This window comes from Aquimarina spinulae (assembly GCF_943373825.1).
Lineage (GTDB): Bacteria > Bacteroidota > Bacteroidia > Flavobacteriales > Flavobacteriaceae > Aquimarina > Aquimarina spinulae.
Genome location: NZ_CALSBP010000002.1, coordinates 45,499 through 60,790, shown reverse-complemented (window position 1 = coordinate 60,790; position 15,292 = coordinate 45,499). Strand labels below are relative to the sequence as shown.

Sequence of the window (15,292 nt, the reverse complement as noted above, 5' to 3'; positions counted from 1 at the left end):
ATATACTCTTTCATATTCACTTTCAGAAAACATAGTGTTATTTATTTAAGCATTAAAATATTTACTGTCCCATATGGCAGTATTAAAGTTTTTTCCAAGCGCAAATCCATAAAATAACACCACGGCTGCTACCGATTTAAACATAAAAAATAAAATCATGATAAATGTTGAGGTAGTACTGTGTTTAGTGAACATCCCTTCTGGAACCATAAATGTAAGTAAAAGACTTACTAAAAAAGTGAGTAAGAGTAAATTTTCAAAACTTTTAAAAAACCACATCATCAATTTACGCAGTGGATGTAAATCATTTCCCCATTTATGCACTAAATAAAAATAGTCATTACCCATAGGAGCAAAGAGTAGGGGATCATCAGCATTTTCTAATTTAAATAATTTAGATGGCGCAATAATTTTAAACCCCTTTAGTTCGGTTTGATGTTTCTTCTCAAGGTTTTTAATAGCAGAAATTGCAGATAAGGGCAACTTTCCTTTAAAATATTTAGAATCCAAAAAACGTAATCGATAGGTAATACAGATTTTTTTGATTTGATCCAGATGGTATATGCTGTGGGTTTCTATGTGATCAAGATCAAAAACATTCTGAACTACATGAGAAGAATTTTCTAGGTTTTTAAGAATTTGATTCTCGTGCTTTTCTTCTTTCGATAAGATTGTATATACTTGTTCTTTCCAGGTAGAGGCATTAAATTCTTTATCCCGTAGTTTACCTAATTGTTGCTCTATATTTGTTCTGGGAAATAACATCTTCTTTTTTTAGCTCTACTAAATTAACAATTTGGGTTAAGTTATACAAGATTAAAGAGATAGATAGTCTAGTAAAAGATTACAGTACTCGATTAACAATAATTCCGGTATTGTTTTTTATCTTTTTAAGATAATCAACCAATGGAAGCGTAGAGATTTCTACCTGACCCTTTGATGATGCATGTAATAAATGAATTCGCCCATTCTCTTTGCGTATAGCGATTCCTGTATGGGTAATATCTAATCCTTTGATCGAAGTAGTTAATGCGATGATATCACCAGATAGTATTGATGCTTCATGTTCTTTAATCTGATCTTTTGGTAAAAAACATACCGATGATTGGCTGATATTAATTTCGGATTGTTGTATTCCTTTAAAGTTTTTATCATCTTTAAGAAAAGGATAAAGTTCTCGGTGTGTGCTCATAAAATTAATATCTTTCTCTATTTCTATTCCACCGATATCACCTGTAATATTTCTTAAAATATCCTTTTGTTCATTATTAGTAATCCACTCAGAGAAGTAGTGTAGTCGCGAGGCATATCCATCTAATTTTCCATTTTTATAACGTATTTTTTCTAGATAAGCGGTATAGGATTCAAAATCATCTTTACCATTTTTAAGCATTAGACTTAAAACCAGTACATTTTCTACAAAAGTAGTGCAATCTAATCCCTGAAAATTAATCACCAACGACTCTTTTGATCCGATCTCTAGAGTTTTGGCAGCATAAGGAGTACCTAAAAAAGTTTTTCCAACAAATACCAAAGTTTCCCCAAAAGCAGTTTTTGGAGTATATTCTTTTTTTAAAGCTGTAATTCTGGTAGTAAAGATTTCTTTATCTTTTGCAGAACAGATAATTTCTTGTGCCTGAATAGCACATGTCATTAAAAAGAAAAAAATTATAAAAGATTTACTGTTCATTTGTTATATATGTTAAGTAGGCTTAGTTTTTAATTCTAATATGTTCTAAAATACAAAAAGCTACTATATCTGATGAATTTATTCGATAAGATTTTATAAAAACTAAAAAGGCTTGATTATGATATCATAATCAAGCCTTTTTTTCAAAAATAAATTTAAAATTGTTAGTACTTAAGAATTCTTAATGTTTCCATTTTTGAATTTGTTTGTACCTGAACAAAATAAATCCCAGACATTTTAAGCTCACTTCCTAAAATTATAGATCTAGGGTTTTTTGTATATTCTTCTTGTATCAGAAGTTTTCCATGTATATCAAATACTTTAACCGTGATATTAGTTTTGTCAAGTTTTGAAGTGTTAATCACAAAAGTATTAGTAAAGGGATTAGGAGATGTGAATGTTTTGTTTTCAGAAATTCCTTTGTTTGCTATGCTATTTATTGCATTTGAAGATCGGGTATAAATGATCTCATTTGGTTTCTTGTTATATGCATAATCCAGTATTGTATAAGATAAACCATTACTAGCTACAGATATATGAAACCATCCATAATGTGTATTTCCATTTATCTTAAAGGTAAATCCAATAAATCCTGATTTACCATTCCAAGTTGTATAAGAAGACGAACTTATAGTATAGCTGTTTGATTTTGCTATAAAATTATCAGAACCATCAATTCCTTCACCTTCACCAATTAGAGTTATATTACCTTCATTTCCTTGGCATACAATATCTTTATCATATGTAACTAATCGTACCGAATTACTAGTGTACCAGGCGCCATAATCTCTATTATCACCAACTTCGATACGGAAAAACTCCCAGGTATTAGATGAAGTAACTGTAAGATCTTCGATATCTACATAAACAATTCCATCGGTATTATTACATGGGGAGCAAGAGCTTCCACCGCAATCTACCCCGGTTTCATCTCCATTTTGGATACCATCGGTACAAGTAGGGTTAGATGTTGCTCCTTCTATAGAAACGGTATAGTCTTCAACTTCACCGTAATCAAATGTTTCACAAGTATCAGGTATTTTATTGTATGCCATAGATACTCTCATTCTCGTATTTCCATTTTTTGCTCCACCTGGTACAGTAAACTCTCCTTTTATTGAAGTGTCTTTTGAAGGGCTTTTACTAAATACTTGTTCACCAGAATCTTCGAAATCTCCATCTTGATTGTAATCAATCCATACACTGTATCCTTCTGAGTACACAGTTGATGACCATGTTGGAGTAATCGTAATCGTTTGAGCTACTCCTTTTGGTAGTGGTGTAGACTCTGATGTAAAATCACTATACCCACCATTCCCTGCTGTAGAAGTTTTATCAATATTTCCTAATTGTATACGGCTAATGTATTCATCATTAGGATTACTTCCATTAGAAGAACAATAAGACGAAGGGTTACATGGTTCACAAGAGCCTCCGCAGTCTATTCCGGTTTCATCTCCATTTTGAATCCCATCTGTACAAGTAGGGCTTGGTTCGCTAGAAGTAGTAACGTTTACGATATTGCTAAACTCAGAAGTATTACCTGATGCATCTTTAGCTTTTATCTTATATTGATATGCTGTATTTGCAGTTAATCCTGTAATATTTGCAGATGTTCCTGTTACAGATGTAGCGATGGCATTGTCCTGATATATATCATAGCCAACTACTTGTTCGTTGCTTGGAGCAGGGTCCCAGGACAGCGTTAATGATGTTTCTGACACATTAGATGCCACTAATCCTGTTGGTGCTGATAAATTGTTTCCACTAGAATTTTCAATATCGAATTTCAGATTATCAATCCAAATTCTAGTTCCGTATCCAGATGTATTTTCTAATTTGATCAATACATTTTCTTTTCCGCTAAATTGAGATAATGATACATTCTCTGTTCTCCAATGTGAATCTTGTGTGGGTACCCACAGGTTAATTTCATTAATCCAGGTATCGGGATCGTCTGTTGTTGCTACGGTCTCTAACTCTGTATGGGTTTTTGAATATACTTCTGTCCAGGAGCTTCCGCAATTGGTAGACACCAATATTCTTAATTTATCTTTACTGTCATTATCAAATTTGGTATACGCCAAATCAAAAGAAAAGGTAGTTTCACCACCAGACATATCTATAGGGTTAAGAATAATTTCATCTATTTCTCCTATTTCTTCGTTATCTGTATTATTCATAATCATACAAGAAGAAGAGTTTCGACCTGCAGCATTACTTTTTTCCCAGGCTAATTCTCCGTCATTATCTATGATTTCCCATCCAGATGGCGGGAAACTCCCTTCAAACCCTTCTGTAAAAGAGTTTTTTGTTGGATTTGTAACCGTTATGTATGCATTTTTTGCCACTGTATTACCAGTGCCATTAGCATTACTTGTCGTAAGGGATACGTTGTAAGACCCCGGATTGTTATAGGTTACTTTAGGATTTTTATCTGTCGAAGATGAAGGAGTGGCTCCTTCGAATGTCCAATTCCATGAAGTAGGATTTCCTACAGAAACATCTTTAAAAGAGATTTCGGTACTATTACAATTAGAAACTCTTTTGTTAGAATAAAAGTCAGAAACCGGAGTGGTATCGTTATTAATTAAGATATTAATATTGTCTATCCATATTCTGGTTCCGTATCCCGATATATTCATAAACCTAATGGTTACTTCAGATTCACCATCATAAGCACTAAGGTCAATGACTTCTTTTCTCCAATCAGATTCTTGTTTAGGAGTCCAACCGTTAGAAAGGCCAGTGGTTACACTTTTGGTTTCTAATTCTGTATGTGTTTTAGAATAAACATCTGTCCATGAGTTTCCGCAATCTTTAGATACTTGTACTTTCAATTTGTCGGGACTGGCATCATCAAACTTTGTGTAGGCAAGATCAAAATACATCTGACTATTTTTTGCCGAAGAGAAATCATAATATGGTAATCTAAGAAAATCTTCTTCTCCTACAATAGCATTATCAGAGTTATTCATTATAATACTAGAACTGTCTCCATTTCCGGCATCACTTCTTTTTTCCCAACCAAATCCTTTATCAGGATTAATAATATCCCACTCTGTAGGAGGGAATTGTCCTTGAAAATTTTCTGACAGTCCCGATGATGTTTTTTGATTTATATAGATATAACTGGTTTTTTCTTCTGTGTTTTGTCCAGAGTCATTACTTGCAATCAGTCGAACTTTGTATATTCCAGAATTATCATATCGTATTACAGGATTTTTTTCTGCAGATGTTGATGGTGATCCTCCTTCGAATTGCCATTGCCAAGAAGTAGGTAAGCCTAATGAAAGGTCTTCAAAAGTAATAGATGCCCCATTACAAACAGCTGTGTAATCGCTTGCAAAATCTGCTATTGGAGTTCTTTTAAGTATTCCTACAGAGCTTAAATTACTATCCTGCCAAAGTAAACGTCTGGAATATAGTGCTTCAGTACTATCTTCTAACCAATAAGTCATCGCACTTACTTGCCCTTTTGTGAACATATTCTGGCAACTGGTATTATAGTCCATATGATTCTCAAGATTCGCATATACACCACAATTATTTAGTTTATCTCTTTCACATCCTTCTGCTTGTGTGGTTGGGGGAGTGTCATCGATTCCATCATTAGTAACATCACAACTTTCATAAAATGTATGTCTTAATCCAAAATAGTGACCAAATTCGTGAGTCATTACTTTTTCAAATCCAGGTGCAGATTGTGATCCGCAGGTACTACCAACATACCTCCAATTATAAGTTACATGAGGTATTACATCCTGAATAGGAAGAAAGGCATGTCCTGACCCATTGGTACCTCCTTTTTCATTAGGAGCATCTACAACAACTACGTCTAAATAGTATTTGTTTTTTTTGCCCCACCACATATATTTATAAATGTTAGGGTCATAACCATATGCAATATTAGCATTAGCTTGCCAATCCATACCGGGGGTATCCATCGCATTTCCATCAGGATCTACAGAGGCCGGTATAAATTCAATATTCATTTTATCTTTAATAGATTCGAATCTGGGGTCGATTTGATTAAACCCAGGGAATGTACCGTTATAATCTCCATTAATTGTTTTAAAGACATCATCAATTCTACATTTCATGTCTGCTTTACTAACAGAGCCTCCTCCGTTATGTAAAATATGAAATACTACAGGGATAACATATGGAGTTGCAGCAGATTTACTCTGTACCCCAGTTTTTTTAAACGTCTTTACTTTACTGATTGTTTTTTTAAAATTAACTTCTTCTTCGGGCGATAATTTTGTGCCACATCTGTTTTGCGCATGGCTAAAGCTTACCAACATACAAAATAGTATGAAGGAGATTACTGTTTGGAGTTTGTGTTTCATTGGTTATAAGATTGAAAATATTAGAGTTAGTTTGTATTTATATTAACAATAATACCATCAAAATTATAGGGAATAAAATATGGGATAATATAGTGTTAGTAATTGATAATTTTGTATTGTTTTAACAATTGAAACGTGGTTGTTTGCTGTTTTTTAGTGAATTATATAATGATTTAATAATAAAAATAACAACACACATTATTTGAAGTTTGAGAACTAGAACCCTGTTCGTGTATAAATTATGTGTAGAAAAGTTATTGGGGAAGTATGGATAAAATGTCTTCTATTCAGACTATAGTTTTATCTGTATTGTTGTTGGTTATAAAATTGAAGAAGCAACCAAAGACACCTCTTTGATTGCTTCTTAAAACAGAATCATTATTTAAAATTTATATAATCGTAGATTGCCCTACGTGTATATTCTCAAAATTGATATTAGAATCCTCAGGATTTAATATGTAATCAGCAATAAAATCTCCTACTTTTTCTGTGGTAAGCGGGTTGCTAGGATTTAAATCAGAAGTAGTAAGATTTAATTCTAATGCTTTTTCTACAGCATCTCTAATGGCATTGGCTTCTCCCAGTAAATTAAAATGCTCTAATAACATAGCGGCAGATAATATCGCAGCAATTGGATTAGCTATTCCTTTTCCTGTTGCCTGTGGATAAGATCCATGTATAGGCTCAAACATACAGCATGTATTTCCAATAGAAGCAGACGCTAAGAGACCAATAGATCCACCAATCACACTAGCTTCGTCAGAAATAATATCACCAAACATGTTTTCGGTAAGAATTACATCAAACTGACTAGGGTTGAGTATCATTTGCATTGCAGCATTATCCACAAATAAAAAGTCTAAGGTTACATCGCTATAAGCAGCAGCGATTTCGGTAACTACTTTTCTCCATAGGCGAGATGATTCTAATACATTTGCTTTATCTACAAGAGTAAGTTTTTTTCTTCGCTTTTGCGCTGCTTTAAATGCCAAATGAGCGATACGTTCAATTTCTTCTCTAGAATATTCACAAAGATCAGAAGCAACGTTACCATCGTCACTTAATCTTTTTTCGCCAAAATAAATACCACCTGTTAATTCACGGTAGATAGAAATATCTGTTCCTTCGATAATCTCACGTTTAAGAGGTGATTTGTCGATTAAGGTAGAATAGGCCTTTACAGGGCGAATATTAGCATAAAGCCCAAGTTCTTTTCGTAATTTTAACAGCCCTTGTTCTGGACGAACCGGAGCACTAGGGTCGTTATCATATTTTGGAGCACCAATTGCACCAAACAAAACAGCATCTGTTTGTACACAAAGTTCTAATGTTTCGTCTGGTAATGGGGTTCCGGTTTTGTCAATGGCAATAGCGCCTACTAATCCTTCTTTAAAGATAAAGGAATGATCAAAGTTATGTGCGATTGCCTCTAATGCTTTTATAGCCTGTGCGGTCACTTCTGGGCCAATACCGTCTCCTGATAATACTGCGATATCTAATTTCATAAGTTTATTCTTTTTGTCACACTAAGCTTGTCGAAGTGTTTTTTTGTTCTTGATTATAGTTTATAAGGCTTCGACCAGCTCTGCCTGACAACTTATATATATTTATATTCTTTCGTTTTCAAATTCTTCTATTTCTGCTTTATTACTGATTAAAAAATCAATATCATCATAGCCATTCATAAGGCAGGTTTTTTTGTATGGGTTAATCTCAAAAGTTGAAGAAGAACCAGTAGCAAGAATAGTAATTTTCTGAGTTTCAAGATCTACTTCAATTTGTGAATTAGCATCTTTTTCAATTTCATTAAATAAGTCCTGTAGGTATTCTGGAGTTACTTGAACGGGTAATACCCCGTTATTAAGAGCGTTTCCTTTAAAAATATCTGCAAAAAAACTAGATACCACTACTTTAAAACCAAAGTCGTTGATTGCCCATGCAGCATGTTCTCTACTAGAACCACACCCAAAGTTATCTCCTGCAACTAATATTTTACCTTTATAACTAGTGTCATTTAATACAAAATCCTGATTTATATTTCCATCTTTATGAAAGCGCCAATCTCTAAATAAATTTTCTCCAAATCCATCGCGACTAGTAGCTTTTAAAAACCGCGCTGGTATGATTTGATCTGTATCTACATTTTCTATAGATAATGGTATAGCAGAGGATGTTAGTTTGGTAAACTTATCCATAATTAATTTAATTGTTTAGTAATATCAATAATTTTTCCTTCTATAGCTGTAGCTGCAGCAACCAGAGGGCTTGCTAAAATTGTCCTTGCACCTTGTCCTTGTCGTCCTTCAAAATTTCGATTAGAAGTGGATACACAGTATTCTCCTTCCGGAATTTTATCATCGTTCATTGCCAGACATGCAGAGCATCCAGGCTGTCGTAATTGAAATCCAGCGTTTTCAAAAACATCTTTTAATCCTTCTTCAACGATTTGCTGTGCTACAAGTTGCGATCCCGGAACAAACCAAGCAGTTACATTATTCGCTTTTTTCTTACCTTTAATATAGTTTGCAGCAATTCTAAAATCTTCGATTCTACTATTAGTACAGCTTCCTATAAAAACATAATTTACTTCTTGATCCACGAGAGATTGTCCTTTCTCAAAATTCATATAAGCTAAAGATTTTTCGAATGAAGCATTATCTTCTACAGGTATATTTTCTGAGATTTTGATTCCCATTCCTGGATTAGTACCATAAGTAATCATGGGTTCTATATCTGCTGCATCAAAATGATACTCTTTATCAAACACAGCATCTTTATCTGTAGGTAATGTTTTCCAGTAGGCTACTTTTTTGTCAAATTCGACTCCTGTAGGAGCAAATTCTTTTCCTTTTATATATTCAAAAGTAGTTTCATCTGGGGCAATCATTCCTCCACGAGCACCCATTTCGATACTCATATTACAGACAGTCATTCTGCCTTCCATAGACATATCTTCAAATACATTACCAGCATATTCACAAAAATATCCAGTACCGGCATTGGTACCAAGTTTTGCGATCACATATAAAATTACATCTTTTGGTAATACGCCAGGTTTTAACTGCCCATTTACATTAACTCTAAGGCTTTTTGGTTTTTGAAGTAGTAAACACTGACTGGCAAATACCTGTGCTACCTGACTGGTTCCTATACCAAAAGCAATGGTTCCGAATGCACCATGTGTAGATGTATGGCTATCACCACAGACCATAGTCATTCCAGGTTGTGTAATACCTAATTCTGGTGCCATTACATGAACAATACCATTATATTTATGACCAAGCCCATATAATGTAATTTCATTTTTCTCACAATTTTTGGTAAGCTGCTCGAGTTGATTTCTGGATAATGCATCTTTAACAGGAAGATGTTGGTCTTCTGTAGGAGTATTATGATCTGCAGTAGCTACAATTTGATCGGGTCTAAAAACAGGAATCCCACGTTGTTCTAATTCTCCAAATGCTTGTGGGCTGGTAACCTCATGGATTAGATGTTTATCAATATATAATATTTGTGGGCCGTCTTGTATCTCTTTGACTACATGTGCATCCCATACTTTGTCAAATAAAGTTTTCTTCATATGTATATAAAAAACACCTACAAAAGGAATAATGCTTTTGTAGGCTTTTAGTATTATTTATGCTACTACGGTAGCTACATTAGTATTTTTCATAATTTGATGAATATCTTCATCGATAACTTCTTTCTTACGATCTGCAAATTTCAAAAATTCTGAATAAACATCATCTAATTGAAGTTTGGATAATTCGTAACCAACTTTTTTGGCTCTATAAGCTAGTGCAGCTCTACCACTTCTGGCAGTAAGCACAATAGCAGATTCTGTAACTCCAACTTCCTCGGGATCAATAATTTCATAAGTCTCCCGGTTTTTAATTACTCCATCCTGGTGTATTCCCGAACTATGAGCAAAAGCATTAGCCCCAACAATTGCTTTGTTGGGTTGTACCATCATACCCATATGATCAGATACCATTTGGCTGGTACTGTATAATAATTTAGAATCAATATCGGTATTTAAATTTAAATACGGATGTTGTTTCATGATCATAACTACTTCTTCTAGAGATGTATTGCCTGCGCGTTCACCAATACCGTTAATTGTACATTCAATTTGTCGAGCACCATTAATTGCTCCTGCGATAGAATTTGCAGTAGCAAGACCTAAATCATTATGACAGTGGCAAGAAATAATAACATTATCTATACCTTTTACATTTTCTTTAAGGTATTTAATTTTAGCACCGTATTCTTCTGGTAAACAATACCCGGTTGTATCAGGAATGTTAAGTACAGTTGCACCAGCTTTGATCATAGCTTCGCATACACGAGCTAAAAATTCATTATCAGTTCTCCCGGCGTCTTCTGCAAAAAACTCAACATCCTCTACAAAGGATTTTGCATATTTAACTGCAGCTACTCCTTTTTCTATTACTTTATCTTGAGTAGAATTAAATTTATATTTAATATGAGACTCAGAAGTACCTATACCTGTATGGATTCTAGGTCTTTTTGCATAACTTAAAGCTTCTGCAGCAACTTTAATATCTTTTTCTACAGCTCTGGTTAATCCACATACAGTTGCATTTTTTACGATTTTGGCTATTTCACTTACCGAAGTAAAATCTCCCGGGCTCGAAACAGGGAATCCTGCTTCTATAATATCTACACCCAAAAGGTCGAGTTGTTCTGCAATAACTAGTTTCTGTTGCGTATTTAATTTACATCCAGGGACCTGTTCTCCGTCTCTTAATGTGGTATCGAATATTTGAACTTTATTATTACTCATAGAAATACAGTGAATTTGACTTTTAGTGTTATCTATAAAAACATCATTATTTTAAAATATTCTTAAAAGATGTTTCTTTAATCTCTTACGAATTTATATTTTGGGAATTCAAAAAGGAAGTATTTGATTACTGATTTTACAATGCTAAAATCTTTTAATTAAAACATAACTATTTTTAAATCAGTTAATTATATTATATTTTCATACAATGACTAATGACCAAAAAGATCCATTGTTTGTTTTAGTGAAGTCACTTTCTAAATCAGAAAAACGACAATTTAAGGTATATGTAGGACGATTAGGAGTAAATACAGATTCAAAATTCCTAGCTCTTTTTAATCATTTGGATAAATACGATACTCTGGATGAAGATCTTATTGTTTCAAAAGGAATTGTAAAAAAACAACAATTTTCTAATCTTAAAGCTCATTTATATAAACAAATATTAATTAGCTTAAGATTAAGTCCATTACATCAAAATACACGATCACAAATACGAGAACAATTAGATTTTGCCTCTATATTATATCATAAAGGACTATATAAACAAAGTCTTAAGATATTAGATAAAGCAAAAACTCTGGCTATGGAAAATGAGGAGCATAATATTGCTTATGAAATTGTAGAGTTCGAAAAAATTATAGAAACGCAATACATAACCAGAAGTATTAATAGTAGGGCAGACGAGCTAACGGTCGAAGCCAAGATGTTAAGTATGAAAAACGTGTTGACCAGTAGGTTATCTAATTTATCTCTTCAGTTATATGGTTTGATGCTTAAAAGTGGTTATGTAAGAAACGATAAAGAACATCAGGAAATTACTAATTATTTTAATGGGAAACTGCCAAAATATGAATGGAATATGTTAGGGTTTAGAGAAAAACTTTGGCTATATAAAGCTCATTTGTGGTATAGTTTTATTGTTCAGGATTTTTTATCGTGTTATAAATATTCGAAGAAATGGTTAGATTTATTTTATGAACATCCAAAAATGATTGTTCAAAATCCCGTTTTTTTTCTTAGAGGAAATCACTATTTATTAGAATCTTTATATCTCATAAAAGATAAAACACAATTAAAATCAACTTTGCAAGAATTCGAAAATAGGATTACTGAACTTCCTTTTCCTAAAGATGATAATATAGAAGTTTTATCTTTTCAGTTTATTTATAACAATAAGTTGAATGTTCATTTTTTAGAGGGAAGTTTTGACGAAGGAGAGTATTTGGTAGAAGAGATTCTTGGCGGAATATCAGAATTTAAAAATCGTTTGGATGATCATCATATAATGGTACTTTATTATAAGATTGGTTGTTTGTATTTCGGAATGGCAAACCATCGAAAATGTATTGAATATCTAACCAAAATTATCAATAATAAATCTTTGAAAATGAGAGAAGACTTGATGTGCTTCTCCAGAGTACTAAGTTTGGTAGCTCATTATGAAGCTGGGATGGATTATCATTTAGAAACCCAACTAAAAGAGACTTATCGGTTTTTAATAAAAATGAATGACCTACATGAAGTACAAAAAGAAATGATCAAATTTCTTAAAAATCTTGGAGATATTTACCCTCATCAAATCAAAGAGGAGTTTAGAAAACTTCATAAAAGATTAAAACAGTATGAAGATCACCCTTATGAAAAGAGAGCTTTTTTGTATTTGGATATTCTTTCATGGCTCGAAAGCAATATTGAAGGGAGACCTGTTGCAGATATAATAAAGGAGAAGGCAAAAGGGTTAATAAGGTAACTTAAATTTTATAAAGAACTGAAAGTTAATTAGTATTTTATATCTTTCGTCCTTTGAAAAATAATTGGAATGCTTTATAGAATTAAAATACGAGTATTTTAATTTCTAATACACAACTGTGCAACGTTCTCTATAAGAATAAGGAATATTGCATGTGTGGTATATTTCAATTTAATAGTAAGTCGTAATGAATTTATGGATACCGAAAAACTCTACTGCAAAAAGAGTTTTTTATATTTGTTTTTTTACCGTAGTATCTACTAATGCTCAGATAACGGTAGATGATAGCGCTTTCACTGTAGAACAGTTGGTAGAAGACGTTTTGATAGATAGCCCTTGTGCAACGGTAGAAAATATCTCTTCTTTCACCGGAACCAATTTTGGATTTAATGGTATAGGTTATTTTGAATCTAATAATTCTGGTTTTGAAATTGACAGAGGAATCATTTTAAGTACAGGTAATGCAAGAAGCGCAATTGGCCCAAATGGACGGATTGCATTGTCTGAAGGTGATGATTCGGGATGGGGTGGTGATAGTGATTTGGGATCAGTGACTAGTACAGTTAATTTGCATAATGCCAGTTATATCCAATTTGATTTTGTGCCGACTATAGACTTCATAAGTTTTGATTTCTTATTTGCTTCAGAAGAGTATACAGAAGCTTTTCCTTGTACATTTTCTGATGTTTTTGCTTTTATCCTTACTGATTCATCTGGAAACTCGAGAAACTTAGCGGTTGTGCCAGGTACTAATACTCCTATTAAAGTTACCACGGTTAATGAAGGAGTAGATTTAAATAATGATGGAGATTTTGTTGATGTGATTAACCAGATTTCAGAATGCCCTCCAAGAAATCCAAATTTCTATAATAGAACAATTCGACCAGGAGATGCCGCTCCTATAGATTTTAATGGATATACAAAAGTATTAACAGCCGAAGGAAGTGTAGTGGTTGGTGAGCGATATACAATTAAGTTAGTGATTGCAGAAAATCGAGATGGACAATTTGATTCTGCAGTATTTCTAGCCGCCGGAAGTTTTAATATTGGAGGAGATTTGGGAGAAGATAGAACATTAGCGTCTGGTAACCCAGGATGTCTTGGGGTGCCGATTACCCTAAATGCTACAGTAGGGAATAACCCTACCTATACCTGGAGAAAAAATGGAGCTCCTTTAGCGGCAGGTGACGGAACAACGCTTATAGCAGGAGGTGCTCAATTAGAGGTTACGCAAAATGGAGTGTATAATGTAGAAGTAAATATCGCTAATGGATGTTCATCGTCAGACTCTATTAATGTTGAATTTGTTCCTCCTCCAAATATTTTGAATTCGGTACAACTCCTGCAATGCGATGATGATATTGATGGCTTTTCATTGTTCAATTTATCTGAAGCAAATTCTTTGATATCTACTAATGCTGCAAATGAAACTTTTTCATATTATTTAACAGAACAGCAGGCTATTAGAGGAGATTTAGCAGATCAAATCACCAATTTTACAGCATATCCCAATCCAACTGTACAGAACAGTGTGGTGTATGCCAGGGTAGAATCTATAACAGATTGTTTTAGAACATCACGAATTGATCTCGAAGTTTCATCAACTCAAATTCCGGCTAATTTTAATCTTACGTATACAGCATGCGAGGCAAACGATGTTGACCCTACAGATGGGGTTGCATCATTTGATTTTAGTGATGCTACTCCTCAAATAACTCAGCTATACCCTGGTGGTCAAAATTTAACGATTAGGTATTACGAAAACCAGGCAGATGCGTTATCCGAACAAAATGAGATAATCGATATTTCTAACTATAGAAATAATTCATCTCCTTTTAGAGCTACTCTATATGTAAGAGTAGAGAATAGTGCAGCGAATTCTTGTCTAGGTTTAGGAGAGCATATTACCTTAATAGTTAACCCTTTTGAACCTATTACGTTTGAAGATGAGTATACATTATGTTTAGAAAGAGATGGGCAAGTGCTTAATCTGGCGCCCGAAGATCGTATAGAAACTGGATTAAAACCTTCAGATTATACGTTTCAATGGTATACAGGAACTGCTCCTGTAGCAGGAAACGAAATACCAGGAGAAGTGGATACTTCTTTTTTGCCAGATACTCCTGGGCAGTATAGTGTATTAGCTACAAGTATAATTACAGGATGTGAAATATCAAAAAGTACATCAGTAGTAACTTCTTATCCTCCAGAAAGTGTTACGGCAGAACTGCTATCAGGAGCTTTTTCTGATAATGCTACTATTGAAGTTACAGTGGTCGGAAATGGAACATATGAATTTAGAATAGATAATAGAGAATGGCAAGCGTCTAATATCTTTACGGGAGTTTCAAGAGGAGAGCATACCGTATTTGTAAGAGATTTGCGTATGTGCGATGAACTAGAATCTAAAGTAGAAATAGTAGTAGACTATCCAAAGTATTTTACACCTAACGGGGATGGATTTCATGACTCTTGGGGAATCACAGGAAGTACAAATGTTATAATAACTCAGATTCTAATTTTTAATAGATTTGGTAAACTCTTAAAAGATCTTGGTGCAAATGGTAACTGGGATGGAACATATAGCGGAAAACAATTACCAGCAAGTGATTATTGGTTTAAAGTGCGTTATATTGAAAATGGTGTACCAAAAGTATTTAATTCTAATTTCTCACTAATTCGATAAACCT

At 33.5% G+C, this 15,292-nt stretch carries 9 protein-coding genes; 2 read left to right on the top strand and 7 right to left on the bottom strand.

Annotated features, from left to right (window positions below; translation table 11 throughout):
• Positions 1-45 precede the first annotated feature (45 nt).
• From NNH57_RS06210 to NNH57_RS06180, 7 genes are all read right to left on the bottom strand, one after another.
• Positions 46-765 (bottom strand): hypothetical protein, encoded by a 720-nt coding sequence (locus NNH57_RS06210; RefSeq protein WP_074410034.1) that lies wholly within the window; start codon positions 763-765, stop codon positions 46-48.
• Between the two features lie 79 nt (positions 766-844).
• Positions 845-1,690: an N-acetylmuramoyl-L-alanine amidase-like domain-containing protein gene (locus NNH57_RS06205; protein WP_074410033.1), complete on the bottom strand. Its 846-nt coding sequence runs from the start codon at positions 1,688-1,690 to the stop codon at positions 845-847.
• A 164-nt stretch (positions 1,691-1,854) separates the two neighbouring features.
• Entirely contained in the window at positions 1,855-6,042 is a 4,188-nt protein-coding gene (locus NNH57_RS06200) for a M43 family zinc metalloprotease (protein ID WP_108807637.1), read from the bottom strand.
• A gap of 389 nt (positions 6,043-6,431) precedes the next feature.
• Positions 6,432-7,547, bottom strand: coding sequence for a 3-isopropylmalate dehydrogenase (gene leuB / locus NNH57_RS06195; protein ID WP_074410031.1), 1,116 nt, complete (start codon positions 7,545-7,547; stop codon positions 6,432-6,434).
• A gap of 102 nt (positions 7,548-7,649) precedes the next feature.
• Positions 7,650-8,237 carry a 3-isopropylmalate dehydratase small subunit gene (gene leuD, locus NNH57_RS06190; RefSeq protein WP_074410030.1) on the bottom strand — a complete coding sequence of 196 codons (588 nt, stop codon included), beginning with the start codon at positions 8,235-8,237 and terminating at the stop codon, positions 7,650-7,652.
• A gap of 2 nt (positions 8,238-8,239) precedes the next feature.
• Positions 8,240-9,622 carry a 3-isopropylmalate dehydratase large subunit gene (leuC, locus tag NNH57_RS06185; RefSeq protein WP_074410029.1) on the bottom strand — a complete coding sequence of 461 codons (1,383 nt, stop codon included), beginning with the start codon at positions 9,620-9,622 and terminating at the stop codon, positions 8,240-8,242.
• A gap of 57 nt (positions 9,623-9,679) precedes the next feature.
• Positions 9,680-10,849: a 2-isopropylmalate synthase gene (locus NNH57_RS06180; RefSeq protein WP_025667934.1), complete on the bottom strand. Its 1,170-nt coding sequence runs from the start codon at positions 10,847-10,849 to the stop codon at positions 9,680-9,682.
• A 208-nt stretch (positions 10,850-11,057) separates the two neighbouring features.
• Here NNH57_RS06180 and NNH57_RS06175 point away from each other — a divergent pair, with 208 nt between their 5' ends.
• Together NNH57_RS06175 and NNH57_RS06170 are read left to right on the top strand one after the other, a co-directional pair.
• Positions 11,058-12,602: a class I SAM-dependent methyltransferase gene (locus NNH57_RS06175; protein WP_074410028.1), complete on the top strand. Its 1,545-nt coding sequence runs from the start codon at positions 11,058-11,060 to the stop codon at positions 12,600-12,602.
• Positions 12,603-12,789: 187 nt separating this feature from the next.
• A complete protein-coding gene (locus NNH57_RS06170; RefSeq protein ID WP_108807636.1) occupies positions 12,790-15,288 on the top strand; it encodes a T9SS type B sorting domain-containing protein in 2,499 nt (832 codons plus the stop codon).
• Positions 15,289-15,292 lie beyond the last annotated feature (4 nt).

Coding starts and splice junctions, on each gene's coding strand:
- NNH57_RS06180 (WP_025667934.1), bottom strand. CDS start 10,849: ATGAGTAATAATAAAGTTCAAATATTCGATACCACATTAAGAGACGGA.
- NNH57_RS06170 (WP_108807636.1), top strand. CDS start 12,790: ATGAATTTATGGATACCGAAAAACTCTACTGCAAAAAGAGTTTTTTAT.
- leuD (WP_074410030.1), bottom strand. CDS start 8,237: ATGGATAAGTTTACCAAACTAACATCCTCTGCTATACCATTATCTATA.
- NNH57_RS06200 (WP_108807637.1), bottom strand. CDS start 6,042: ATGAAACACAAACTCCAAACAGTAATCTCCTTCATACTATTTTGTATG.
- NNH57_RS06210 (WP_074410034.1), bottom strand. CDS start 765: ATGTTATTTCCCAGAACAAATATAGAGCAACAATTAGGTAAACTACGG.
- leuB (WP_074410031.1), bottom strand. CDS start 7,547: ATGAAATTAGATATCGCAGTATTATCAGGAGACGGTATTGGCCCAGAA.
- NNH57_RS06205 (WP_074410033.1), bottom strand. CDS start 1,690: ATGAACAGTAAATCTTTTATAATTTTTTTCTTTTTAATGACATGTGCT.
- leuC (WP_074410029.1), bottom strand. CDS start 9,622: ATGAAGAAAACTTTATTTGACAAAGTATGGGATGCACATGTAGTCAAA.
- NNH57_RS06175 (WP_074410028.1), top strand. CDS start 11,058: ATGACTAATGACCAAAAAGATCCATTGTTTGTTTTAGTGAAGTCACTT.